We start from the raw sequence: 24840 nt of genomic DNA, 5'->3' as shown, positions 1-24840 counted from the left end.
CGTTCAACCCTGCTGCGCGTTCGCTTCCGCGCCCGCGCCCGCGCCCGGCCACGGCCCCAGCATGCCCGCATGCGGCAGGATGGCAGGCGTGGCGCAGCGCGCCAGCAAGCGCTCGGGCTCCCACGGGCCGGGACAGGACCAGCCGCCCGTCGCCGCGGCGGAGAAGCCCCAGGCGCCGTAATAGGCCGCGTCGCCGATGAGCACCTGCGGCAGCGCCGCGCCGGTTCCGGCCGCTAAGTCCGCGGCCGCCAGCGCCGTGGTGATCAGCGCCTTGCCGAACCCCTCGCCCTGACGCGAGGGCATGACGGCGACCGGACCGACCATGACGAGCGGGTGAGCACGACCGTTCCCGTCCGTCAGCGCGACCGGCCAGCACTGGATGATGGCGGCGAGATAGTCCTGCGCGTCGAGCGCCGCAAAGCTGAGGGCGGGAAGCGGCTGCATGCCGGCGCGGATGCGGTAGGCCGTGCGGGCGCGGCGTTCCGCGCCGAACACGGCGTCCAGCAGCGATTCCACCAGCAGCGGGTCGATGGCCGCCAGCGGCACGAGCGCCGGCATCGCGTCAGCCGCCGCCTCCGGGCGCGGGGTCGTCACCGCCGCTCAGCCCGGCGTGAGCCGGAGCAGCCGCGCATTCTCGCCATCCTCCAGCAGCCACAGCGCTCCGTCCGGCGCCTCGACCAGTTCGCGCAGGCGCCTGTTCATCGGAAAGCGGGCCGCTTCGACCGCCGAGGTGCCGGTGATCGCCACCCGGATCAGCGCCTCCGACCGGAGGCCGGGAAGGAGCGCGTGTCCCTGCCAACCGGGGAAGAGCGTTCCGCGATACAGGATCATGTTGCCCGGCGCGGTCGCCGGGGTCCAGGTCAGCACCGGCGCCACGAACCCGTCGCCCGGCGCGTGATCGGGGATCGGCCGGCCGTCGTAATGCTCGCCGTTCGACGCCACCGGCCAGCCGTAGTTCGCGCCCGGCTGCACGATGTTGATCTCGTCGCCGCCCGCCGGGCCGTGCTCCATGTTCCACAGTCGTCCGTCCGCGTCGAAGGCGAGGCCGAGCGTGTTGCGGTGCCCGAAGGACCAAATCTGGTCCGTCGGGCTGCCGCGTCCGGCGAACGGATTGCCCGCCGCCGGCGTGCCGTCGAGGTTCAGCCGCACGATGGTGCCGAGCGTGTTGCCGTTGTCCTGCGCCGGGTCCATCTTCTGCCGGTCGCCGCTGGCGACGAACAGGTGCCGCTCGTCGGGAGAGACGGCGATCCGGTGCGAATAGTGGCCGCGCCCGGTGACTTTGGGCTTCTGGCGCCAGATGACGGCCAGGTTCTCGACGCGGCAGGCGGTGTCGCTGGCGCACACGAGCTGACCGCGGCCCACGACCGCGCCGCGCGTGTCGCCGGCGCCCGCCTCGGCCCAGCTGAGATAGATCGTGCGGGTGCCAAGCGTCGCCGCCGCCTCGCCGGGGAGAAAGGCGATGTCGCCCAGCCCGCCCTGGCCGCCGTAGTCGACCTGCGGCGCGCCCGGCACGGTGATCGTGCGTCCGGTGCGCGTGTCGACGGCGCGGATGGCGCCGCGCTTTTCCGTGATGAACAGCGTCTGCGTTCCCGGCGCGAAGGCGGCCGCCCACGGTTCGTCGAAGGTGCCGACCACCTGGGTGCGCAAGGTGCCGTTCCACGCCGCGGTGCCGGTGCCGGTTGCCGGCGTGGCGGGCGTGGCCGTCGCCGCGGGCGTGGTGTTCGCGCTGCTGGGCGGGGCGGTGTCGGCGGCGCCGCCGCAGCTTGCCAGGAGAAGGGCGGCAAGGGATAAGGCCACGGGGAAGGGGGCTGTTCCTGTCATGATGAGCGCAACGCCCAAGGGCGGGCTTGGTGCCGCACCGCTGGTGGCGGGGGTGGACGAGGCAGGGCGGGGACCGCTGGCCGGGCCGGTGGTCGCCGCGGCGGTTGTGCTGTGCCTGCCCGCGCCGCAGGGGCTGGCGGACTCCAAGCGCCTTTCCGCACCCAAGCGGGCCGCGCTTGAACGGGAGGTGCGCGCGACCTGCGCCTGGGCGATCGGCGTGGCGGAGCCGGACGTGATCGACCGGGTGAACATCCTGTCGGCGACCCTGCTCGCGATGACGCAGGCGGTGGACCGCCTGTGGCGGATGCTGGAGGACGAGGCGTGCGGCGCGCCGCTGCACGTGCTCGTCGATGGCAACGTGACGCCGCAGGGCCGGGTGCGCGAGTGGCGCTGGCCGGTGCGGGCGCTCGTCGGCGGCGATGCGCGCGAGCCGGCGATCTCCGCCGCTTCGATCCTGGCCAAGGAATACCGCGACCGCGCGATGCGGGACGCCGCGCGCGCCTATCCGCAGTACGGGTGGGAGCGAAACGTGGGCTACGGGACCGCGGAGCACCTGCGCGCGTTGCGTCTTCACGGACCCACACCCCTGCACCGGCGGTCCTTCGCGCCGGTCGCCCGGGCAGAGAGACGCGCATGACCCCGTTCCGCTTCAGCGACATTCCCGACCAGACCGGCCGCACCGTGCTCGTGACCGGCGCCAACACCGGCATCGGCTGGCACATCGCGCGCCATCTCGCCCGTCGCGGGGCGAAAGTGCTGCTGGGCTGCCGCGATCCGCGCCGGGGTGAGGAGGCGGTCGCGCGGCTGCGCGCCGAGGCATCCGCGGACGCGCCGGCGCTCGTGCAGCTGGACCTCGCCGACGGCGCCAGCATCCGCGCGGCCGCCGCGCGCGTCGCGGAGGAGGAGCGGCTCGACGCGCTGATCAACAATGCCGGCGTGATGATGCCGCCGCTCGGCTTCGCCCATGGGGCGGAGCAGCAGTTCGGCGTCAACCACCTCGGCCACTTCCTTCTGACCGCGCTGCTCCTCGACCGGCTGGCGGCGGACGGCGGCGGGCGGGTCGTGGTCCAGGCGAGCCTGGCGCATCGCCGGGCGCACATCGCCTGGGACAATCTCGACGCCCGCTCCGGCTACGCGCCGCAACGCTTCTATCAGCAGTCGAAACTCGCCAACCTGCTGTTCGCCTTCGCGCTCGACCGGCGGCTGCGCGCGGCCGGTGTTCCGGTGAAGGCGGTGGCGTGTCACCCCGGCTTTGCCCAGACGGAGATCGTCCGCCATCTGGGCCCGGCGCGCGCTGCCGCCCCGCTCATCGGCATGCTGTTCAACACCGCGGAGGACGGTGCTCTGCCCGCCCTCCACGCGGCGACCGGACCCGAGGTGGAGGGCGGCGCCTATCTGGGGCCGTATGGCCTCGCGGAGCTGCGAGGGCGGGCGAGCGGCCCGGCCGTCGCCAGCGCCGCAGCGCGCGACGCGGACGCCGCCGACCGGCTGTGGCAGCTGTCGGAAACGATGACCGGCACGCCGTTCGAGATCCGCAGCCAACTTAGCGCTTGACGCGGAGTCGCGCGGGACTCACCCTTGTGGACAGGTGTGTTGACAAGGGGTGGACAGATGGGGGTTGCCGAGCTGAACCGGCGGGCGGCGGCGCGTGCGGCAGACCTGCCGGTCGGCCAGATCCTGCCGGGCGACTGCGTCCAGTCGATGCGCCAGCTTCCCGATGCGAGCGTCGACCTGGTGTTTGCCGATCCGCCCTACAATCTTCAGCTCGGCGGCGATCTTTCCCGCCCGGACGGGAGCGCCGTCGATGCGGTGACCGATCACTGGGACCGGTTCGACAGCTTCGCCGCCTATGACGCCTTCACCGAAAGCTGGCTGCGTCAGGCACGCCGGGTGCTCAAGCCCGACGGGGCGCTGTGGGTCATCGGCAGCTACCACAACATCTACCGCGTCGGCGCGATCCTTCAGGATCTGGGGTTCTGGATCCTCAACGACATCGTCTGGCGCAAGACCAACCCCATGCCCAACTTCAAGGGGACTCGGTTCACCAACGCCCACGAAACGCTGCTGTGGGCGAGCATGGGCGAGAATGCGCGCTACCACTTCAACTACCGCGCCATGAAAACGCTCAACGACGAGCTGCAGATGCGATCGGACTGGACGCTGCCCATCTGCAGCGGGGCGGAGCGGCTGAGGGAAGGGGGGCGCAAGGTCCATCCGACGCAGAAACCCGAAAGCCTGCTCTACCGGGTGCTGCTGGCCACCACCCAGCCCGGCGATCTGGTGCTCGATCCGTTCTTCGGCACCGGCACCACCGGCGCCGTCGCCAAGCGGCTGGGGCGGCGCTGGATCGGCTGCGAGGCGGAAGCCGCCTACCGCCGCGCCGCGGCGGAGCGGATTGCCCGCGAACTGCCGCTTGACGAACGGGCGCTGGCCACGATGCAGGCCCCGCGCGCCGCGCCGCGGGTCGCCTTCGGCGCCCTGGTCGAGGCCGGTCTGATCCCGCCGGGAACGGTGCTGTTCGACGCGCGCCGCCGCTGGCACGCCACCGTGCGCGCCGACGGCTCGCTGGAGAGCGGGGGGCGCACCGGGTCGATCCACGGGCTGGGCAAGGCGCTGCAGGACGCGCCGAGCTGCAACGGCTGGACCTTCTGGCATTTCGAGCAGGACGGGGTGGCAAGGCCCGTCGACTCGGCCCGGCAGGCGTGGCTGCTGGCGGCCGAGGACTGAAAGGCGCGGTGCCGTGACGCTGCGCGTCTATGTCCGCCCGGTGGCCTTCGTCCCCGGACCGCAGACCGAACACGGCAACGCGGTGCGCCTTGCCGGCGGGCTGACCTATGCCAGCCGGTTCGCCGTCATTCTCGTCGATGGCGGCCGGGTTGCCGACCGCTGGATCGCGGCGCCCGATGCGATGGCGCAGCGGCTTGCCGAATTGCCCGAAGCGGTTTGTGCGGAGGCGCAGGAGCAGTGGGCCAACCTTGCCCGCGCCCGCCCGCCGCTGGCGCTGGGAGGGCGCAGCGTGCGCCTCGATCAGCCGCAGGTCATGGGCATTCTCAACATGACTCCCGACAGCTTTTCCGACGGGGGCGAATGGCTCGACCGGCCCGAGGCGCGGCGTGGCCATGCCGCCGCCATGCTGGAGAGCGGGGCGGCGATCGTCGACATCGGCGGCGAAAGCACCCGCCCCGGTGCGGCCGCCACATGGGAAGGGGAGGAGATCCGCCGGGTCGTCCCCGCCGTCGAGGAGTGCGCCGCCATGGGCGCGGCGGTGAGCATCGACACCCGCCGCGCCGGGGTGATGGAGGCGGCGCTGCGGGCGGGCGCGACGCTCGTCAACGACGTGTCCGCCGGCCGCTTCGATCCGCGCAGCCTCGACCTCGTCGCCGCGTCCGGTGCCGCCGTGGTGCTGATGCACGCACCGGGCGCGGGCGACGATCCGCACGCCGGCGCTGCCTATGGCCATGTCGTGTTTGACGTGTTCGAGTTCCTGCGCGAACGGCGCGATGCCGCGCTGGCGGCGGGCATTCCCATGGAGCGCATCGTGCTCGATCCGGGCATCGGCTTCGGCAAGTCCGTGACCGAGAACCTCGCGCTGCTGAACGCCCTGCCGCTGTTTCATGCGCTGGGGTGCCCGTTGCTGGTGGGGGCGAGCCGCAAGCGGCTGGTGGGCGCGTTGTCGCGCGAGGCGCCGGCGGACGGGCGCCTCGGCGGATCCCTCGCCCTCGCGCTCAGGGCCATGGAGGCGGGGGTGCAACTGCACCGGGTGCACGATGTGGCTGAATCCGTGCAGGCCCGCGATGTCTGGCGGGGCCTGCGCGACGCGGCGCTGACGGACTTCGCGGACCTGCCGGGGTGAAGCGACGCGGCGGCTTTCCTAGCGTGGCCGGGCAGGCTAGCGTCGCACGATGGTCCCGATCCTCCCCGAGCCGCCGGTGGTGCCGTTCCGCACGGCACAGCGGCTTTGCGCCGTTGTCCTCGTCCCGATGTCCAGGACCGTGTAACATGCGGTCCAGGTGTGGCGTGCCTGCGACGGACCGAGGGTGATGATGACCCTTGATGTGGACATCGACGGCTGGCCGGCGACCGGCGACTGGGCCGACCTTGCCGAGCGCGTGCTGGACGCCGCCGCGGCCGTCGAGCCGCTGCTCGCCAACCCGCGGCTTTCCGCCAGCGTCCTGTTCACCACCGACGCCGAGGTGCGGGCACTGAACCGGCAGTGGCGCGGCAAGGACCGCCCGACCAACGTCCTCTCCTTTCCGATGCTGTCGCGGGCCGATCTCGCCGCGCTCGCGCCGGACGGCGGGCCGGAGCTGGCGGGGGATCTCGCCCTGGCCTGGGAGACCTGCGCCGCCGAGGCCGACGGCAAGGGGGTCGCGGTCGCCGACCATGCCGCTCATCTCGTCCTGCACGGGCTGCTGCATCTCGCCGGTCACGACCACGAGCGCAGCGAGGCCGAGGCCGACACCATGGAGGCGCTCGAGACTGCGGCGCTTGCCAAGCTGGGCATCGCGAACCCATATGGGCAGGGTTGAGGCGGGAACGCCGTCACGAGGAGCGCATTGAGGGGCCATGCCCGACACAGACCAATCTGCCGGAGAGGCGGACAGTAGCGGCGGGCTGTGGCCTGCCATACGCAAGTTGTTCGACGGCGAAAACGGCGCCCGGTCCCTGCGCGAACAGCTCGAGGACACGCTCGACGAGCACGAGGGCGCCGACGGCTCGCGGCGCAAGGCGGCCACCGACCTGTCCCCGCTCGAGCGGCAGATGCTGCGCAATCTCCTGCATTTCAGCGAGCACGACGCCGACGACCTGTCCGTCCCGCGCGGGGAGATTGTCGCCGTACCCGAGAACGCCTCGTGGGACGAACTGATCGCCACCTTTTCCGAGCACGGGCATTCGCGCCTGCCGATCTACCGCGGTACGCTCGACGAGGTGATCGGCATGATGCACATCAAGGACGTGTTCCCGTTCCTGGCCGAACGCCGGGAGCCGCCGGCGGACTGGACGCAGCTCATGCGCCAGCCGATCTACGTGCCCCAGACCCGAGGCGCGCTCGACGTGCTGGCCGACATGCGGCAGAAGCGCATCCACCTCGCGGTCGTGCTCGACGAGTTTTCCGGCACCGACGGGCTGATCACCATCGAGGATCTGGTGGAAGAGATCGTCGGCGAAATCGAGGACGAGCATGACGACGCGCCCGAGGCTCTGATCGCCAACACCGGCGATGGCGTGTGGGAGTGCGACGCCCGCGCCGAGCTGGAGGACGTCGCCGCGCAGATCGACCCGCGGCTGGGCGAGGTCGAGGAGGCGGTGGACACGCTGGGCGGGCTGGCGTTCCTGCTGGCGGAACAGGTGCCCCCGGTCGGCACGGTGCTGACGCATCCGAGCGGCTGGCGGCTCGAGATCACCGAGGGCGACGAGCGCCACGTGACGCGCCTGCGCCTGCGCGAGCCGGAGGCATCGGCCGCGGCGTGAGGAGTGGGGCGTCCGCGGCGCGTGCCGGAAGCGGTGCGGGCGCGGACGGGACGGGAGAGATGGCATGGCAGTGCGCCGTTATCCGCCGCTGCGCGCGCTGGAAGCGTTCAGCCGCACGGTCCGCACCGGGTCCGTTCGCGCGGCGGCGCAGCAGCTCGGGCTCAGCCCCTCGGCGCTGTCCCGGCGGATCGCCGCGCTCGAGAGCTTCGTCGGCCGCCGCCTGTTCACCCGCGTGCGGCAGAGCCTGGAGCTGACCGACGAGGGGCGCGCCTTCTTCGAGGCCATCGACCCGCAGCTCGAGGCGCTCTCCCGGACGATCGAGGCGCACAGCGATCGCGCCTCGCTCATGCGGCTGCGGCTGGGCGTGCTGCCGCTGTTCGGCGCGCAGCGGCTGTTCCCGCGCCTCGCCGAGCTGCGGCGGCGGCACCCGCGGCTGCACATCGACATCGACACCGGCCATCATCCGGAAGCGCGTTTGGGCGACACGCTCGACGCGGCGATCGTGCTGACCCCGCAGCCGGGGGCGCATCTGCACGCCGTGCGGCTCGACCGCAACTTCGTCCATGCCATCTGCGACCGCGCGACGGCCGAACGGATCGGGCCCGTGCCGCGGGCGGAGGCGCTGGAGGGGTGCACCTTTCTCGTGCACACCGATCTGCCGGCAAGCTTTGCCGCGTGGAAGGAGGCGCTGGGCCTTGGTGACCTGAGCGAGGCGGTCGTCGACCACTACGATTCGGGCCAGCTGATGCTCGAGGCGGCGGCGCAGGGGCTCGGCATCGCCATCATGCACGACGACCACCTGCGGCGCGCCTCCGACCCGCGGCTGGCCTCGCTGTTCACCGAGCCGGTCGAAAGTCCCTACAGCTACTGGTTCATCTGCCTGCCCGGCGCGCTTGCCGACCGGCCGGTGCGCCTGTTCCACGACTGGCTGGTGGAGGCGCAGCTCTGAGGGCGCCGCGCCCTAGCGTTCCGTGGCCGCTGCGCCGCGCAGCCTCGCCAGCCGGTCCGATAGCTGTCGGTGGGCGGCGGCGGCGGCCCGCTTGCGGTCGCAGAGCTCCCCGGCCCCGAGAGGCTCAAGCACATGGATCGTCAGCGGGATTGCGCCTGCTCCGGCCAGAATGCGCCGCGCGTTGCCAAGGCCGCTTTCCTCGCCGATCCATGCGATCTCATCCGTCGCCGGACCGTAGTCGAGCAGCACGGGCTGGACCATTGCTCCGCCCTTTCGTCCGTCCAGCACCGAGAGCATCGCGCTCTTGAACGGCAGAAGCCGGTGGCCATCGCCGGTGGTGCCTTCCGGAAACAGGGTGAGGAACCGCTCGGTCGCAAGCGCGTGACGGAACGCTGCCACCTGCTGCGCGATCGTCATCCGCGCGTCCCGTTCGACGAAGACGGTGCGATGCAGCGAGGCGAGCCATCCGACCACCGGCGCGGCGCGAAGGTCGCCCTTGGCCACGAAGGTCGTGCCGGTTGCCCCGGCCAGCGCCAGAATGTCGAGCCACGACACGTGATTGGCAAGGAACAGGGCGCCTTCGCTTGCCGGCTCGCCCACGATCTGCCAGCGCACGCGGCAGATCCGTGCCGCGCCGCCGAGAAACACCGGCGGCACGAGACGGCCGCGCCCGAACAGGGATGCCGCGCCGTGCGCGACGAGACACGCCGCCAGCCAACCGGCGAGCGCGGTGACGCGCGCGGCGAGCCGAAGCCGGCCGGTGGCACGCAGACGACCTTCGCGCACCCTGTCACGCGCCTCCGCTGCGCTCACGCGGGGATCAGGCCGGATCCGGCTCCGAACGGTCGAGCCGCACGGCGTACAGCTCCATCCGGTGATCGACGAGGCGATAGCCCATCCGCTCGGCAATGCGCTTCTGCAGCGCTTCCATTTCGGGATCGACGAATTCCAGCACCTTGCCCGTCTCGACGTCGATCAGATGGTCGTGATGGTCTTCGGAGGACGCTTCGTAGCGGGCACGGCCGTTGCCGAAATCATGGCGGTTGAGGATGCCGGCTTCCTCGAACAGCCGCACGGTGCGGTAGACGGTGGCGATGGAAATGCCCGGATCGATTTCCACCGCTCGCCGGTGCACCAGTTCGACATCGGGGTGATCGTCGCTCGCCGAGAGCACCTGTGCGATGACGCGGCGCTGCTCGGTGATGCGCAGGCCCTTTTGCGCGCACACTTGCTCGAGGTCGATGGCGTTGGACACGAATACCTCCTGCAGCCGTCCCGCGGGCAAAGCTTACCGCCTTGCCCGCGTTGCCTCAACCCAAGCCTGCCTTGTCAGCCGTTCGCCGGCTTGCGGCCGCCCTGCTTCTGCCCCGGCTTGCGCCCGAGGCCGATCTTCTTGGCGAGATCACGCCGCGTTTCCGCATAGTTCGGCGCGACCATCGGGTAATCGGCCGGAAGGTTCCAGCGTTCCCGGTACTGCTCGGGAGTCATGTCGTACTTGCTCTTGAGATAGCGCTTGAGCATTTTCAGCTTCTTGCCGTCCTCAAGGCAGACAATGTAATCGGGCTTGACCGACGAGCGGATCGGCACCGCCGGCTCCAGCGGCTCTTCCAGCGGCGGCTGCGGCTTGCCAAGATCGCTCAGGGCTTCATGAACAGCGCGGATAAGCTGCGGCACTTCGTCGACAGCGGTGCTGTTGTGGCTGACATGCGCGGCGACGATTTCTGCTGTCAGCGTGACAAGCATGTCGCCGCCTTCTGTATCGGTGGAATTCATCTGATCTGCTTCTCCTTCAAGGCTTTGATGCCGACAACGCCCATTCGACCCGATGCGATGTCAGTCAGCCCTGTTCTGTTTATGATCTGCGCCCCTTAGGTCATCACGCAGGATCTATGCGTCATGACGATCGACAAGATCGTACACGAAAGTCGTCGCATCAAGATACCCGCCCGAATAAATCCGGTAATAAGATGGTCTGCGCCCGATTGGGACAAAACCGAGTTGGCGGTAGAAGCGGTCCGCCTCGTTGTTCACGCGCATCTCGAGAAACAGCTTCTCGGCGCCGCGCAGCCTGGCCTCGGCGATGAACCGGGTGACGAGGGCCCGGCCGATGCCGCGGTTGCGGAAGGGCGGCGCGACGCCGAGCAGGAGAAGCTCCTCCTCCGACCCCGCCGCGCGCGAGAGGAGGAAACCCGCGGGATGCTGCTCCACGTCGACGCCATCCTCCGCGACGGAGCCGTCAGGCGCCGCCAGCAGGCTGTGCGTGTTGGGCGTTGCGAGGGCATCGGCGACCTGCCGCGCGTTCCATGCCTCGCCCCAGCGCGGATCGAAGGCGCGGTCCATGACCGCCATGATAGCCTCCACGCGGCGCATCATCCGGCCGTCCCGTTCGAGCGCGCACGCGCATCGGGCGGGCGGCCGTAGATCGGCGCTGTCGTCTCGAGGAGGGCCGAAGGCAAAAGGGATCCGGCATCGCTGGCGCGGGGCAGGACGAACACCGCCTCCGTCGCGGCACCAGCGGCGCGGACGATCTCGGCCTGGTTGCCGACAACCAGCGCGCCGTGGCACAGAACCAGCGCCTCCGCCGTGGGCAGCAGCAGCGGTTCGGCGTCGACGGCGCCGCCGTCGGCGAAGCGCTGAAGATGCGACTCGCCGTGTCCTGCCGCCATGAGCACGGTGAAGGCGCGGGCGTCAACCAGTGCGCGGGCGGACACGGCGACGAGTTGCAGAGTGGCGAAGCCGCGCACCGGCACCCGCCAGGCAAGGCCGAGGGCACGCGCCGCGGCGATGCCGATCCGGGTGCCGGTGAAGCTTCCCGGCCCCAGCGAGACGAGCACGCGGTCCGCGCGGCCGCGCTCGGGCAGCAGGGCGATCAGCGGCACCAGGCGCTCGGCATGGCCGCGGCCCAGCACCTCGTGACGGTCCGCCACGGCCTGACCGTCATCGAGGAGAGCAACCGAGCACGCCTCGGTCGCCGTCTCGATCACCAGCGTGCGACCGGTCAGCATCGACTCTGCTGCGCCACCCCGATGCCCCGCGGCCTACAGCACGCGGTTGAAGCGTTCGAACTCGGGGCGAGGGCTGCGCCCGAACACCGACGCCGGATCGCCATAGCCGATGGAACAAATCCAGTCGGCCTCCACGCGGGGCTGGTCGGCATAGAATTCGCGCGTCACCCCGTCGAGGTCGACGCCCGACATCGGGCCGCAGTCCATCCCCAAAGCGCGCGCCGCCAGCATGAGATAGGCCCCCTGAAGCGCCGAGTTGCGCCGTGCGCCGACCACGCGCCCGTCGGGATCATCGGCGAACCAGCTGCGTGCGTCCGTATGCGGAAAGAGCCACGGCAGTTGTTCGTGGAAATCCCGGTCGAAGCCGATCACCACGCACACCGGAGCAGTGACGATCTTCGCCCGGTTGCTCTCGATCGCATGGCGCGCCAGCCGCTCGCGCGCTTCGGGCGACACGCACCAGACTAGCCGCGACGGCTGCATGTTGGCGGAGGTCGGCCCCATCTTCATCAGATCGTAGAGGCGGCGGATCTGCGCCTCGGAGACGGGCCGGTCCAGCCAGCCATTGTAGCTGCGCGCCTCCAGGAACAGCTGGTCGAGCACGGCGTCGTCCACCGGCCGGTCGTGATACTGCTTCATCTGCGCTCGTCCTTCAGGCGGCCCGGACTTCGACGACTTCGGGGATGTAGTGCTTCAGCAGCCCTTCGATGCCATGCTTGAGCGTCGCGGTGGACGACGGGCAGCCCGAGCACGCGCCCTGGAGCGCGAGATACACCACGCCGTCCCTGAAGCCGCGATACCGGATGTCCCCGCCGTCACCGGCCACCGCGGGACGCACCCGGCTTTCCAGCAGTTCGTGGATCTGGGCGATGATCTCCGCGTCGGCGGGATCGTCCTCGACCACCGGCTCGTCCTCTGCCGGCACCGCGATCGCGGCGGCACCCTCGTTGCGGAACAGGGGCTGGCCGGTGACGAAATGATCGAGGAGAACGGCCAGCACTTCGGGGCGGAGCGTCGCCCAGTCGACCCCCGGTGCCGCCGTGACCGTCACGAAATCGTGTCCGAACAGCACGTTCACGACCTCGCCCGTATCGAACAGGGCCTGCGCCAGCGGCGAGGCCGTGGCGGCTTCCGGGCTGGCGAACTCCCGCGTCCCGGACGGCATCACCTGCTGTCCGGGCAGGAACTTGCGGCTCGCCGGATTGGGCGTGGGCTGCGTCTCGATGTACATGGCGGCGATGTAGGCGGGCCTTTGTTGCCGGACAAGGGATGCGCGCCGCAAGCCGGTGGCCGTGTTCACTGGCCCTTCACGGCAGGCTGACCTATATGCGGCTCCATGACCCTGCTGCCCCGCGCGCTGCGCCGCCTCGCCCTTCTCGTTCCGGCGCTTGCGCTTCTGGCTCCGCCACTGGTGGCGCAGCAGGCTGTGGAGCCGGCGCCGTCCGCGCGCTCCGAACAGGCGGCTCCCCGCTTCCTTCAGCCTGCCGACGCGATTCCGTGGCTGTACGAGGGCAGCGACGTTCCCCGCGACCCGGAATGGCTGTTCGGGCGAATGGACAACGGGCTGCGCTACGCCGTGCGCCGCAACGGGGTGCCGCCGGGCCAGGTGGCGATCCGCGTCCGCATTGACGCGGGCAGCCTGCACGAGGCGGATGACGAGCGCGGCTTTGCCCACTTCATCGAACACCTGCTGTTCCGCGAGAGCCGCGATCTGGGTCCGGGGCAGGCCATCCCCACATGGCAGCGGCTCGGCGCGACCTTCGGCAGCGACACGAATGCCGAGACGACGCCGACGCAGACCGTCTACAAGCTCGACCTGCCGGCCATCACGCCCGACAAGCTGCGCGAGAGCGTGCGGCTGCTGTCGGGCATGGTGCGCGAGCCGGTGCTTTCCGAAGGCAACATCGCCGCGGAACTGCCGATCGTGCTGGCCGAGATGCGCGAAAGCCAGGGTCCGGCCCTGCGCGCGGGGCGCGCCACGCGCGAGACGCTGTTTGCCGGTCAGCGGCTGGCCAGCCGAGTGCCGATCGGCACCGAAGAAACCCTGCGGCGCGCCACACCGCGCGCCTTGCAGGCGTTCCACGCGCGCTGGTACCGGCCCGAGAACACCGTGATCGTCGTTGCCGGCGACCTCGATCCGCTCGTCATGGCCGCGGCGCTCGAAAGCGCGTTTGCCGACTGGCGGGTGCCCGGCGTCGCGGTTGCCGCCCCTTCGTTCGGCGACCCGCGGCCCCCGCGCGGCGCGCGCGGAAACCCGCCGGTCGGCGAAACCCGCGTGATCGTCGAGCCGGATCTGCCGCGCACGCTGACCTACGCCGTCCTGCGGCCGTGGCGGCCGGTGCAGGACACGATCGCCTACAACGAGGGTCTGCTCGTCGACGCCCTGGCCCAGGCCTTGATCAACCGCCGGCTGGAGGCCCGTGCGCGGGCGGGTGGCAGCTTCCTGTATGCGCAGGTGCAGCAGGACGACGTCAGCCGGTCGGCGGACGCGACCTTTGTCACCCTCGCGCCGCTGGGCGCCGACTGGCGCGGCGCGCTGAGCGACGTGCGGGGCGTTATCGCCGACGCGCTGGCCACTCCCCCCAGCCGGGAGGAGCTCGAGCGCGAAATCGCCGAGCTGGAGATCGGCTTCCGCAGCAGCGTGGAGCAGAGCGAGGTGCTGCCCGGCGCCACGCTTGCAGACCAGGTTGTGCAGGCGGTCGACATCCGCGAGACGGTGGCGTCCCCGGACACGGTTCTGGCGGTGTTCTCCGGCATGAAGGACCGGGTGACGCCCGAGGACGTGCTGCGGCACACGCGGGCGCTGTTCACGGGCACGGTCCTGCGCGCGGCGCTCGTCACGCCGGCGGCGAACGAGGCGACCGCTGCCGCCCTGCGCACGGCGCTGGCCGCGCCGGCGGCACCGGCCGCGAACGTGCGCCTCGACGCGTCCGCCATCCGCTTCGACGATCTGCCGGCCATCGGCGAACCCGGCAGGGTGGTGCGGCAGGAGCCGACCGGGCTGCTGTCGATCAATCAGGTCGAGTTCGCGAACGGCGTCAAGGCGCTGCTGTGGTCCACGCCGGAGGAACCGGGCCGGGTGACGGTGAAGGTGCGCTTCGGCGCCGGCTATGGCGCCTTCGCTCCCGAGGCCGGCGCGAATGTGGCGCTCGGCAAGGCGGCGCTGATCGGCATGGGGCTCGGCACGCTCGGGCAGGAGGAGCTGGACCGGATCAGCACCGGGCGCCGCATGGGCTTCGACTTCGAGATCGGCGAGGGATCGTTCAGCTTCTCGGCGCAGACGCGCCGCGACGATCTCGCGGACCAGCTCTACCTGTTCGCCGCCAAGCTGGCGATGCCGCGCTGGGATCCCAACCCCCTGCTGCGCGCCCGCGCCGCGGCGCAGCTTGCCTATGCGAGTCTCGGCACCAGCCCGGCCGGCGTGCTGCAGCGCGACCTCGAATGGGTGCTGCGCGGCCGTGATCCGCGCTTCGCCAGTCCCGCTCCGGCCACGCTGGAGCAGGTGACACCCGAAACCTTCCGCGCGACATGGGAGCCGGTGCTGGCCTCGGGGCCGGTGGAGGTGCTCATCTTCGGCGACTTCGACGAGGCCGCGGCGGTGGAGAGCCTGCGCCGCACCTTCGGCGCCCTCGCGCCGCGCCCGGCGGCGACGCCGGCCGCGACCCCGCCGGCGGTGACGGGTGGAACAGGCGCGCCGGTGGTGCTGACCCATCGCGGCGAGCGGGGTCAGGCAGCCGCGGTGATGGCGTGGAACACGGGCGGCGGCGTCGAGGAGCTGCGCACCGGACGGCAGCTCGAGATCCTGACCCAGCTGTTCAACAACCGCCTGTTCGAAGCGCTGCGCGAGCGGCTCGGCGCCAGCTACTCGCCCTCGGTGGGGAACACCTGGCCCGCCGACGCGGCGACGGGGGGGCGGATCGTCGCGGCGGCGCAGCTGCGCTCGCAGGATGTGCCGGTCTTCTTCGAGGAAGCGGAACGCATCGCGGCGGAACTTGCCAGCGCTCCTCCCTCGGACGAGGAGCTGGCGCTGGTGACGGAGCCGCTGCGCCAGTTGATCACCCGCGTCACCTCCGGCAATGCGTTCTGGATGATGCAGCTGGAAGGGGCCACCCGCGATCCGCGTCTGTTCGGGCTGATGCGGTCCGTGGTGAACGATTACTCGCGCACCACGCCCGAGGCGATGAACCGTCTCGCCGCCCGTTTCCTTGCCGCCGACCGCGCGGTGAAGGTCGCCGTTCTCCCCGAAGGAGAGGCGCTGGCGGTGCGGCACGGGCAGGGAGCGGCGGCACCTGCTGCCGGCGCGGCAGGAACCGGGCGGTGAGCGGGCGTCCGCATGCGTCCGGCGCGGTCCGGGCGCAGCCTGCGAGGCGGTTCTGCCGATGAGCTGGCATCCCCACAGCTGGACCGCCTTCGAGGCGCGCCACCTGCCGCACTACGAGGATGCGGAGGCGCTGTCCGCCGTCGTCGGGACGCTGTCCAACTACCCTCCGCTCGTCTTCGGGGGCGAGGCCCGGGAGCTGCGTGAGCGGCTGGCGGAAGTCGCGCAAGGCCGGGCGTTCCTGCTGCAGGGCGGCGACTGCGCCGAGAGCTTCGCCGAGTTCCACCCCGACAATGTGCGCAACACCTTCCGCGTCATCCTGCAGATGGCGGTGGTGCTCACCTTCGCCTCGAAACGACCGGTGGTGAAGGTCGGCCGCATGGCGGGGCAGTTCGCCAAGCCGCGCAGCGCGCCGACCGAAACCCGCGACGGCGTCACCCTGCCGAGCTATTTCGGCGACAACGTCAACGGGCTGGCATTCGATGCGCAGGCCCGGCGCAACGATCCGGCGCGCATGGTGCGCGCCCACCTTCAGGCCGCGGCCACGCTCAACCTGCTGCGCGCGCTGTCGGGGGGCGGCTATGCCAACCTGCGGCGTATCCATGGCTGGACGCTCGACTTCATGGCCCGCAGCCGCTGGGCGGAGCGGTTCAACGACCTTGCCGACCGCATCAGCGAGGCGCTGGACTTCATGGAAGCCTGCGGCGTCGATCCGGACAACGTGCCCCAGCTGCGCAGCACCGCCTTCTTCACCAGCCACGAGGCTCTGCTGCTCCCTTACGAGGCGGCCATGACCCGGCGCGAGCCGGACACTGGCGAATGGTTCGACACGAGCGCCCACATGCTGTGGATCGGCGACCGCACGCGCTTTGCCGGGTCGGCGCATGTGGAGTTTGCCCGCGGCATCGGCAATCCGCTGGGGATCAAATGCGGCCCGGCGACCGACCCCGACGATCTTCTGCGCCTGCTCGCCATCCTCGATCCCGCCCGTGTTCCGGGGCGCATCACGCTCATCATCCGGATGGGCGCCGACAAGGTCGAGGAGCTGCTGCCCCGGCTGGTGCGGGCGGTGCGGCAGGACGGGCATCCGGTCGTGTGGAGCTGCGATCCGATGCACGGCAACAGCGTCGCCTCGTCGAGCGGCTACAAGACCCGTCCGTTCGACCGGGTGCTGCGCGAAGTGCGCGGCTTCTTCCGCGTCCACCGGGCCGAGGGCACGCATGCCGGCGGCATCCATGTCGAGATGACCGGGCAGGACGTGACCGAGTGCATCGGCGGCGCTGTCGCCATCACCGACGACGAGCTGAAAACCCGATACGAAACGCATTGCGACCCGCGGTTGAACGCGGCGCAGTCGCTCGAGCTTGCCTTCCTGCTGGCCGAGATGCTCAACGCGCAGGCCGCGGACCGGTCGCGCGACGCCGCCTGACCCGCCCCGGCCCCATGTCCAGCGCCGGTTGCCTCGCCGGTCCGGGGCTGATACGCCGGACTCCGGATGCGCGCACATGCCTGCCCTCCCGGAGTGCCGCCGCTCTCCCGTCCGCACGCCGACCCGGCGGACGAGGGCGCTGTGCTGGCGGACCGGTTCCGCCGGACCCGCCAGATGACGGAGGCGCTTGCCGCGCCGCTGTCGGATGCCGACGCCACGATCCAGTCGATGCCCGACGCCTCGCCGGCAAAGTGGCACCTCGCGCACACCACATGGTTCTGGGAGACTTTCCTGCTGCGCGACCATGTGCCGGGATACCGCCCCTTCGCCGAGGGCTGGGCCTTTCTGTTCAACTCCTACTACGAGGCGGAAGGGGCGCGGCTGGCGAGGGCCGACCGCGGCCTCCTGAGCCGGCCGTCGCTCGATGAGGTGCTCGATTACCGGCACCATGTCAGCGCGGCGATGGAGCCGTTGCTCGGCGACCCGCGCTGCCACGCCCTTGTGGCGCTGGGGATCGCCCACGAGGAGCAGCACCAGGAACTGCTGCTCACGGACATCCAGCACGCGCTGTTCCGCAATCCGCTCGGCCCGGCGCTGTGGGCGGATGTGTCTCCGTGCGCTCCGCAGGCCGATGCCGCTGAAGCGGAATGGCTTTCGCACCCAGGCGGAACGGTGCGCGTCGGTCACGAAGGGGACGGTTTCGCCTTCGACAATGAAGGGCCGGCGCACGCGCACCTGCTTCAGCCGTTCGCCATGCGCAACCGGCTCGTCACCTGCGGCGAGTGGCTGGCGTTCATGGATGACGGGGGATACGCGGCGCATCCGGCCCTGTGGCTTGCCGACGGGCTGGCCTGGGTGCGGGAGCATGGCGTCTGCTCTCCGCTCTACTGGCGCCGCAGCGATGCGGGGTGGGAGCAGTTCACCCTTGCCGGATGGCGTCCCGTCGATCCGGAGCGCCCGGTCACGCATGTCTCCTACTTCGAGGCCGACGCGTTTGCCGCCTGGGCGGGGCACCGGCTGCCGACCGAGGCCGAATGGGAAGCGATCGGCCGCGACGCCGATCCTGCCGGAGGTCACCAGCTCGACGGAGCGGGGGCGCCGCTGCCGCAGGGCGGAACGTCGCTGTTCGGCGATTGCTGGCAGTGGACACGCTCCGCCTACCTGCCGCATCCGCGTTTCCGGGCCGCGCCGGGCGCCGTTGGCGAGTACAACGGCAAGTTCATGGCCGGGCAGTTCGTCCTCAAGGGTGCGAGCTGCGCCACGCCGCGCGGACACTCGCGGCCAAGCTACCGCAACTTCTTCTATCCCCATCAGCGCTGGCAGTTCACCGGCGTCCGTCTGGCGCGCGACCTTTGAGCCGCGAGGGCGGCGGCGCCGATCCCGCGTTCCGGGCCGATGTCCTCGCGGGGCTTTCCCGGCCGCAGAAGGCCGTGCCGGCGCGCTGGCTCTACGACGACGCGGGGTCGGCTCTGTTCGAGGAGATCACGCAGCTTCCCGAATATTACCCGACCCGCACCGAGCGGCAGATCCTCGGCAGCGCCGCCGCGGAACTGCCCTTGCACGTCCCGCCCGGTACGGCGGTCGTGGAGTTCGGATCGGGCAGTTCGGCCAAGACCCCGCTCGTCCTCGGGGCGATCGCCCCGTCGGCCTATGTGCCGATCGACATCTCCGGCCCGTTCCTGCGGGAGGCGGCGCGCCAGCTCCGCTCGCTGTTCCCGGACCTTCCCGTGCTGCCGCTGGAGGCGGATTTCACCCGCCCCGTCGCCTTGCCCGGAGAGATCGGCGGCGCACCGCGTCTCGGCTTCTTTCCCGGTTCCACCATCGGCAATCTCGCGCCTGCCGCGGCGGTCGACCTGCTGCGGGCGATGGCCGGCACGCTCGCCGCGGCACCGGACGGGGAGGGGGCGGCGCCGCTGCTGCTGATCGGCTTCGATCTCGTCAAGTCCGCCGACGTGCTGCAGGCTGCCTATGACGATGCCGCCGGCGTGACGGCGCGGTTCAACCTCAACCTTGCGCGGCGGATCAACCGCGAGCTGGACGGCGACCTGCCGCTCGACGCGCTGCGCCACCGCGCGCGCTGGAACGCGCACAGCAGCCGCATCGAGATGCATCTTGAGGCGGTGGAGCCGCTGGCGTTCACCGTGGCGGGCCATGGCTTCGCGATGCAGGCGGGCGAAACGATCCACACGGAGAACAGCTACAAGTTCACCCCGGAAAGCGGCGACTTCATGCTCCGGGCCGGAGGCTGGGAGCCGCTGCACCGCTGGACGGACACCGGCGCGGCGTTCGCCGTGGTGCTGGCCCGCGCCGCGCAGCCGGCGGCCGCTCCGTAAGCTCCCGCCGCAAGGGAAAATCGGCAACCTCGCCGCGCAAGGGTTCAGCTTGGTGCAAACGCCCCCATGTTAGGGGCGCATGATGGCGCGCGACTTGGATCTGGGACGCTGGCTCGACCGGCTTGACGGCATCGGCTCGACGGAGCTGCTGATCGCGACCTTTCTGGCCGTGGTCTGCGGATGGCTCGGCACGCGGCTCGTCCGGGCGCGCGTGCCCTTTGGCGGCGTGCTCAGCTTTGCCAGCACGCTGGCTCTGGCCGGCATTTTGCTGACGGTCATCCTGCAGATGGCCCAGGTCGATCCGCGCATGGGACTGGTGCGGTCGGGTCTTGGCGTCGAGCGGCAGGTGGTGGAAGGGGACGAGACCCGCATCCGGCTTTCTCCAGACGGCCATTTCTGGATCACCGCCGACGTGAATGGCGAGCGCGCGCGCTTTCTCGTCGACACCGGCGCGACGCTGACGGCGGTGTCGGCCGATCTCGCGGCGCGCGCCGGCCTCGAGCCGCGGCAGGGTGGTCTGCCGGTGCGGATCGTGACCGCGAACGGTGCGGTCGCGGCCGATCTGACCCGCATCGATGCGCTCGCCTTCGGCAACATCGAGGCGCGCAGCATCGACGCGGTGATCGCCCCCAGCCTCGGCCAGACGAACGTGCTGGGGATGAACTTCCTGTCGCGCCTCGAAAGCTGGCAGGTGCGCGACAACACGCTCATCCTGACTCCGGCGGCGCGCGACGTGGCCGAAGAGAGCGACGCCGGCTCCGAACCCGTTTGACGGGCCGGCGGCGGGACGGCAAAGCGCCGTCGATGCCGCTTCCGCCGCCGCTTGCTCTCGATGCGCTGCTCGCCGCGCGGCCCGTGTCGCTGTTTCTCGATTTCGACGGAACGCTGGTCGAGCTGGCGCCCGGCCCGGACGAGGTGCGGCTGCCCGAAGAACTGTTCGCCCGGCTCGCCGACACGGCCCGGCGGCTCGACGGGCGGCTGGCCGTCGTGAGCGGGCGCTCGGTCGAATGGCTGCGCGACGCGGGCCTGCATGACCACGTGCTGTCCGGCACACATGGCAGCGAACTGCTGTGGCCGGGAGGGGAGCCGGAGCGCCGGCCCCGTCCCCTCATTCTCGACACGGTCGACCGCGCCTTCCGCGCCTTTGCCGACACCCGCAGCGGGGTGATCGTGGAACACAAGCCCCTTGCCGCTGGTCTCCACTTCAGGAAGGCGCCCGAGCACGGCGAGGAGGCGCTGGCCCTGGCCCATGCGGTCGGGCGGCAGGCCGATCTGGCGGTGCAGGGCGGCAAGATGATGGTGGAGGTGCGGGTGCCCGACGGCACGAAAGGCAGCGCGGTCGCCGCGCTGATGGGGCGCCGGCCGTTCGCCGGATCGATGCCGGTGTTCCTCGGGGACGATGTCACCGACGAGGACGGCTTCGCGGCGGCGGCGGCGCTGGGCGGGTTCGGCATCGCGGTGGGCGAACGGGAAAGCGCCTCGGCCCGTTTTGCGCTTCCGGGAGTTGCCGCCGTGCTCGACTGGCTCGGCTCATGAACGGCGGCTTCCGGCCGACCCTCGACCTGTGGCCGATCGGCAATTGCCAGGCCAGCGCCCTTGTCGACGCCAGCGGCGCGGTGGTGTGGGCCTGCATTCCGCGCGTCGATGGCGATCCCGTCTTCTGCGCGCTGATGAACGGCGACAACCGCGACGACGGCATCTGGCGCGTCGAGCTGGAGCACCAGACGGCGGTCAGCCAGCGTTACGAGCGCAACACGGCGCTGCTGGTGACCCGGCTGGAGGCGGCGGACGGCAGCGCGGTCGAGGTGCGCGACTTCGCGCCCCGGTTCGAGAACGCCGGCCGGATCTACCGCCCCGTGGCCCTGGCCCGCACCATCCGCGCAGTCGCCGGCAGTCCCCGCCTGCGGATGGTGATCACGCCCATGGCCCGGTACGGGGCGGCGCGGGCCGAGTTCACCTACGGCTCCAACCACATCCGTTTCCTCACCCACGAGTACCCGATGCGGCTGACGACGGACGCGCCGGTCGGCTCCGTGCTGGAGCAGCGCTGGCTGAGGGTGGAGAACGACCTTCACTTCTTCCTCGGCCCCGACGAACCGTTCGTCGGCAACATCGGCATGCGCGTGCGGGAGATGGAGGCGATGACCGCGCGCTACTGGAAACTGTGGGTGCGCAGCCTCGCCATTCCGCTCGACTGGCAGGAGGAGGTGATCCGCTGCGCCATCACCCTTAAGCTGTGCCAGCACGAGGAGACCGGCGCGATCGTCGCCGCGCTGACCACCTCCATCCCCGAGGCGCCGCACAGCGAGCGCAACTGGGACTACCGCTACTGCTGGCTGCGCGACTCCTATTACACGGTGCAGGCGCTCAACCGGCTGGGCGCGCTGGACGTGCTGGAGAAATACCTCGCTTACTTGCGGAACATCGTCGATGCGGCCGAAGGCGGCAACATCCAGCCGCTCTACTCCGTCATGGGCGAAAGCCGGCTCGAGGAGGAGACCGCCGGCGCGCTGGCCGGCTATCGCGGGATGGGGCCGGTGCGCCGGGGCAACGCGGCCTATCTCCAGGTCCAGCACGACTGCTACGGGCAGATCGTCCTGCCGACCGCACAGGCCTTCTTCGACCGCCGGCTGCTCCGCATGGCGGGTGAACACGACTTCGCCCATCTTGAACGCGTGGGCGAGCGGGCCTGGGAGATGCACGACCAGCCCGACGCGGGGCTGTGGGAGTTCCGCACCCGCACCGAGGTCCACACCTATTCTGCGCTGATGTGCTGGGCGGCGTGCGACCGTCTCGCCAATGTGGCGGAGCACCTTGGCAGGAGCGAGCGCGCCGAGCTGTGGCGCGGGCGGGCGGAGCGGATCCGCGAGGCGATCGACGCGCGCGCCTGGACCGGCGTCGAGGGTGAAGGGCACTACAAGGCGAGCTTCGAGAGCGACTATCTCGATGCGAGCCTGCTCCAGATGATCGAACTGCGCTTCGCCGCGCCCGACGACGCGCGGTTCGCCGCCACCTTCGCCGCCGTCGAGCGCGAGCTGCGCCGGGGCGATCACATGCTGCGCTATGCGAAGGAGGATGATTTCGGCGCGCCGGAGACTGCATTCAACGTCTGCACCTTCTGGCTGATCGAGGCCCTGGCGCTCACCGGCCGCAGGGCGGAGGCCGAGACGCTGTTCCGCTCCATTCTGGCGCACGCAACCCCGTCGGGCCTCCTCTCCGAGGATCTCGACTACCGCACCGGCGAGCTTTGGGGCAATTTCCCTCAGACCTATTCGCTGGTCGGCGTGATCAACGGCGCGGTGCTGCTGTCGCGCCCATGGAGGGAGGTGCGGTGAGCCGGCTGGTGGTGCTCTCGAACCGGGTCGCCTCGGCCACGAGCGCGGGTGTGCCCGGTGCCCAGGGCGGGCTGGCGGGCGCGCTCCACGCCGCCTTGCGCGCCCGCCGCGGGCTGTGGATCGGTTGGTCGGGGGAGGCCGTCGAGGAGCCGGACGCGCAGCCTCACGTGACCACGGCGGACGAGGTGACGACCGCCACGCTCGACCTCAGCCACGCCGATGTCGACGCCTACTACAACGGCTATGCCAATGCGACGCTCTGGCCGCTGTTCCACTACAGGGTCGATCTGGCGCAGTTCCAGCGGGAGACGGCGAAAGGTTACGAACGGGTCAACGCGCTGTTCGCGCGCGCCGCGGCGCCGCTCATCCGCAGCGACGACACCGTCTGGGTCCACGACTATCACTTCATCCCTCTGGGCGAGCAGCTGCGCGCGCAAGGGTTGCGCAACCGGATGGGGTTCTTCCTGCACATCCCGTGCCCGCCGGCCGACCTGCTGGCGTCGCTGCCCTATCACGAGCGTCTCTTCCGCACGCTTCTCGCCTATGACGTCGTCGGGTTCCAGAGCGACATGTGGCGCGACAACTTCCTCGACTACTGTGCCGAGGAACTGAAGGCCGCCGTCGACCGCGACACCGGCAGGGTGACGCTGGACGACCGCTCGATGCTGGTGCGGACGTATCCGGTCGGCATCGACTACGACCACTTCACCCAGCAGGGACAGACCGGCGAGGCTCGCCAGGCCGAGCAGCGGATGCTGTCGAGCACCCGGCACCGCGTGGCGATGATCGGCGTCGACCGGCTCGACTACTCCAAGGGTCTGCCCGAGCGGATGGACGGTGTCGCGCGCCTGTTCGAGGATGACCCGTCGGCCGCCCGCCAGCTCGTCTACATCCAGATCGCCCCTCCCAGCCGTCAGGATGTCGAAAGCTACCAGACCATCCGCGAGACGCTGGAACGCAAGACGGGGCGGATCAACGGCGAGTTTTCCGAGATCGACCTCGTGCCGATCCGCTACGTCAACCGCGGCCATTCCGCCGCCGAGCTGTACGGGTTCTACCGGGCGGCGAAGATCGGGCTGGTGACGCCCCTGCGCGACGGCATGAATCTCGTGGCGAAGGAGTATGTCGCCGCGCAGGATCCGGCCGATCCCGGAGTCCTGATCCTCTCGCGCTTCGCCGGCGCGGCGCAGCAGCTCACCGACGCCATGCTCGTCAACCCCCACAGCCCGGACGAACTTGCCCATGCGATCAACCGCGCCCGGGTCATGCCGCTGGAGGAGCGGCGCGCACGCTGGGAGGCGATGCATGCCAGCGTGCGCGCCCAGACGGTGCAGCGCTGGGCGGCGGATTTCTGCACCGACCTCGAGGGAGACGGGTCGCCATGAACGCGCTGGCCCGCTTCCTGCCGTTCGATGGCGTGCACAATTTCCGCGACTATGGCGGGTGGCCGGCGGGCGCGCATGGCCATGTGCGCCGCGGGCTGCTCTACCGCTCCGGCCAGCATGTCGGCGCGAGCGATGCCGATCTTTCCCGGCTCGACGCCCTGTCCATCCGCACGGTCATCGACCTTCGCGGCAATGCCGAGCGTGAACGCCACCCGTGCCGCCGTCCGCCGGCGTGGAGAGGGGCGGTGGTGTTCTTCGACGGCGAGACCAGCAACGCACCCCCGCATCTGGCCGCGGCGGCAGCAGGAATGAGCGAGGCGCAGGCGGTGGACCGCATGATCGCGCTGTATCGCCGCATCCCGCACAATCCTGCCATGCACGCGGTGCTGGGCGATTTTCTGCGCGCGGCGGCCGCCTGCGACGGAGCCAGCCTGGTGCATTGCTTCGCGGGCAAGGACCGGACGGGCATCGCGGTGACGCTGCTCCTTCACATCCTCGGCGTGTCCGAGGATGACCAGCGCGCAGAGTTCCTGCTGACCAACGCCGCGCCGACCATGGGCGTTCTGCGCAGCCAGTCGCTTCGCGCGCTGGAACAGCGGCATGGCCCGCTGCCGCCCGCCGCGGTGGAGGCGCTGCTGGGCGTGCGCGGCGACTATCTCGACGCCTTTCGTGACGAGGTCAGGGCCGGCGCAGGTTCGCTCGACGACCTGATCGCCCGCCCGCTGGGCGTCAGCGACGCCGACCGCCGGCGCTTGCGCGAACGGCTGCTGGCGTGACAGACGCGGCGTGCGGC

The 24840-nt window shown here is 70.8% G+C and carries 25 protein-coding genes; 16 read left to right on the top strand and 9 right to left on the bottom strand.

What is annotated here, in order from left to right:
• Positions 1-3: 3 nt before the first annotated feature.
• Positions 4-558, bottom strand: a complete 555-nt coding sequence (locus ETO60_RS09775) for a GNAT family N-acetyltransferase (RefSeq protein WP_130005292.1) — start codon at positions 556-558, stop codon at positions 4-6.
• 42 nt (positions 559-600) lie between these two features.
• Complete coding sequence (locus tag ETO60_RS09770) at positions 601-1821, bottom strand: PQQ-dependent sugar dehydrogenase (protein ID WP_130005195.1); 1221 nt, start codon at positions 1819-1821, stop codon at positions 601-603.
• Between ETO60_RS09770 and ETO60_RS09765 the strand changes: the two genes are divergently transcribed.
• From ETO60_RS09765 to ETO60_RS09735, 7 genes are all read left to right on the top strand, one after another.
• Positions 1820-2458 (top strand): ribonuclease HII, encoded by a 639-nt coding sequence (locus ETO60_RS09765; protein WP_130005193.1) that lies wholly within the window; start codon positions 1820-1822, stop codon positions 2456-2458. The two genes, ETO60_RS09770 and ETO60_RS09765, sit on opposite strands and share 2 nt — an antisense overlap.
• Positions 2455-3375, top strand: a complete 921-nt coding sequence (locus ETO60_RS09760; RefSeq protein ID WP_130005191.1) for an oxidoreductase — start codon at positions 2455-2457, stop codon at positions 3373-3375. Before ETO60_RS09765 ends, ETO60_RS09760 begins: the two co-directional genes overlap by 4 nt.
• A gap of 57 nt (positions 3376-3432) precedes the next feature.
• On the top strand, positions 3433-4548 hold the full coding sequence (locus ETO60_RS09755) for a site-specific DNA-methyltransferase (RefSeq protein ID WP_130005189.1): 1116 nt from the start codon (positions 3433-3435) through the stop codon (positions 4546-4548).
• A gap of 13 nt (positions 4549-4561) precedes the next feature.
• On the top strand, positions 4562-5674 hold the full coding sequence (gene folP, locus ETO60_RS09750) for a dihydropteroate synthase (protein ID WP_130005187.1): 1113 nt from the start codon (positions 4562-4564) through the stop codon (positions 5672-5674).
• 190 nt (positions 5675-5864) lie between these two features.
• Positions 5865-6350, top strand: a complete 486-nt coding sequence (gene ybeY / locus ETO60_RS09745; RefSeq protein WP_130005290.1) for an rRNA maturation RNase YbeY — start codon at positions 5865-5867, stop codon at positions 6348-6350.
• Positions 6351-6387: 37 nt separating this feature from the next.
• Positions 6388-7293: a hemolysin family protein gene (locus tag ETO60_RS09740; RefSeq protein ID WP_130005185.1), complete on the top strand. Its 906-nt coding sequence runs from the start codon at positions 6388-6390 to the stop codon at positions 7291-7293.
• A gap of 64 nt (positions 7294-7357) precedes the next feature.
• A complete protein-coding gene (locus ETO60_RS09735; protein ID WP_130005183.1) occupies positions 7358-8242 on the top strand; it encodes a LysR substrate-binding domain-containing protein in 885 nt (294 codons plus the stop codon).
• Between the two features lie 12 nt (positions 8243-8254).
• On the opposite strand, the gene ETO60_RS09730 is transcribed toward ETO60_RS09735, so the two are convergent.
• The 7 genes from ETO60_RS09730 to ETO60_RS09700 form a co-directional block, all read right to left on the bottom strand.
• Positions 8255-9055: a lysophospholipid acyltransferase family protein gene (locus ETO60_RS09730; RefSeq protein ID WP_234026433.1), complete on the bottom strand. Its 801-nt coding sequence runs from the start codon at positions 9053-9055 to the stop codon at positions 8255-8257.
• A gap of 7 nt (positions 9056-9062) precedes the next feature.
• Positions 9063-9497 (bottom strand): Fur family transcriptional regulator, encoded by a 435-nt coding sequence (locus tag ETO60_RS09725; protein WP_130005181.1) that lies wholly within the window; start codon positions 9495-9497, stop codon positions 9063-9065.
• A 74-nt stretch (positions 9498-9571) separates the two neighbouring features.
• Positions 9572-10015, bottom strand: coding sequence for a MucR family transcriptional regulator (locus tag ETO60_RS09720; RefSeq protein WP_130005179.1), 444 nt, complete (start codon positions 10013-10015; stop codon positions 9572-9574).
• Between the two features lie 114 nt (positions 10016-10129).
• Entirely contained in the window at positions 10130-10591 is a 462-nt protein-coding gene (locus tag ETO60_RS09715) for a GNAT family N-acetyltransferase (protein WP_234026432.1), read from the bottom strand.
• Positions 10592-10611: 20 nt separating this feature from the next.
• The gene (tsaB, locus tag ETO60_RS09710) at positions 10612-11247 is read right to left on the bottom strand and encodes a tRNA (adenosine(37)-N6)-threonylcarbamoyltransferase complex dimerization subunit type 1 TsaB (RefSeq protein WP_130005175.1); all 636 of its coding nucleotides are present in this window, start codon (positions 11245-11247) and stop codon (positions 10612-10614) included.
• 33 nt (positions 11248-11280) lie between these two features.
• The gene (locus tag ETO60_RS09705; RefSeq protein WP_130005173.1) at positions 11281-11886 is read right to left on the bottom strand and encodes a malonic semialdehyde reductase; all 606 of its coding nucleotides are present in this window, start codon (positions 11884-11886) and stop codon (positions 11281-11283) included.
• A gap of 13 nt (positions 11887-11899) precedes the next feature.
• Positions 11900-12478 carry a NifU family protein gene (locus ETO60_RS09700; protein ID WP_130005171.1) on the bottom strand — a complete coding sequence of 193 codons (579 nt, stop codon included), beginning with the start codon at positions 12476-12478 and terminating at the stop codon, positions 11900-11902.
• Between the two features lie 105 nt (positions 12479-12583).
• Here ETO60_RS09700 and ETO60_RS09695 point away from each other — a divergent pair, with 105 nt between their 5' ends.
• From ETO60_RS09695 to ETO60_RS09655, 9 genes are all read left to right on the top strand, one after another.
• Positions 12584-15568 carry a M16 family metallopeptidase gene (locus ETO60_RS09695; RefSeq protein ID WP_130005169.1) on the top strand — a complete coding sequence of 995 codons (2985 nt, stop codon included), beginning with the start codon at positions 12584-12586 and terminating at the stop codon, positions 15566-15568.
• A gap of 58 nt (positions 15569-15626) precedes the next feature.
• Positions 15627-16994 (top strand): class II 3-deoxy-7-phosphoheptulonate synthase, encoded by a 1368-nt coding sequence (locus tag ETO60_RS09690; protein ID WP_130005167.1) that lies wholly within the window; start codon positions 15627-15629, stop codon positions 16992-16994.
• A 66-nt stretch (positions 16995-17060) separates the two neighbouring features.
• On the top strand, positions 17061-18350 hold the full coding sequence (gene egtB / locus ETO60_RS09685; RefSeq protein WP_130005165.1) for an ergothioneine biosynthesis protein EgtB: 1290 nt from the start codon (positions 17061-17063) through the stop codon (positions 18348-18350).
• Positions 18347-19327, top strand: coding sequence for an L-histidine N(alpha)-methyltransferase (egtD, locus tag ETO60_RS09680; protein ID WP_130005163.1), 981 nt, complete (start codon positions 18347-18349; stop codon positions 19325-19327). Before egtB ends, egtD begins: the two co-directional genes overlap by 4 nt.
• Before the next feature lie 82 nt (positions 19328-19409).
• Positions 19410-20099, top strand: coding sequence for a retropepsin-like aspartic protease family protein (locus ETO60_RS09675; RefSeq protein ID WP_130005286.1), 690 nt, complete (start codon positions 19410-19412; stop codon positions 20097-20099).
• Between the two features lie 32 nt (positions 20100-20131).
• Positions 20132-20863, top strand: a complete 732-nt coding sequence (gene otsB / locus ETO60_RS09670) for a trehalose-phosphatase (protein ID WP_130005161.1) — start codon at positions 20132-20134, stop codon at positions 20861-20863.
• Positions 20860-22662, top strand: a complete 1803-nt coding sequence (locus tag ETO60_RS09665; RefSeq protein WP_130005159.1) for a glycoside hydrolase family 15 protein — start codon at positions 20860-20862, stop codon at positions 22660-22662. Before otsB ends, ETO60_RS09665 begins: the two co-directional genes overlap by 4 nt.
• A complete protein-coding gene (locus ETO60_RS09660) occupies positions 22659-24047 on the top strand; it encodes an alpha,alpha-trehalose-phosphate synthase (UDP-forming) (RefSeq protein WP_130005157.1) in 1389 nt (462 codons plus the stop codon). The genes ETO60_RS09665 and ETO60_RS09660 overlap by 4 nt, the downstream gene beginning before the upstream one ends.
• A complete protein-coding gene (locus ETO60_RS09655) occupies positions 24044-24823 on the top strand; it encodes a tyrosine-protein phosphatase (RefSeq protein ID WP_130005155.1) in 780 nt (259 codons plus the stop codon). The genes ETO60_RS09660 and ETO60_RS09655 overlap by 4 nt, the downstream gene beginning before the upstream one ends.
• The last annotated feature ends 17 nt before the right edge of the window (positions 24824-24840 follow it).

The sequence above is a fragment of the Qipengyuania thermophila genome (assembly GCF_004153605.1).
Taxonomy (GTDB): domain Bacteria; phylum Pseudomonadota; class Alphaproteobacteria; order Sphingomonadales; family Sphingomonadaceae; genus Qipengyuania_B; species Qipengyuania_B thermophila.
The sequence above is the reverse complement of the archived record's forward strand: the minus strand, read 5'-3'. Positions and strand labels throughout refer to the sequence as shown.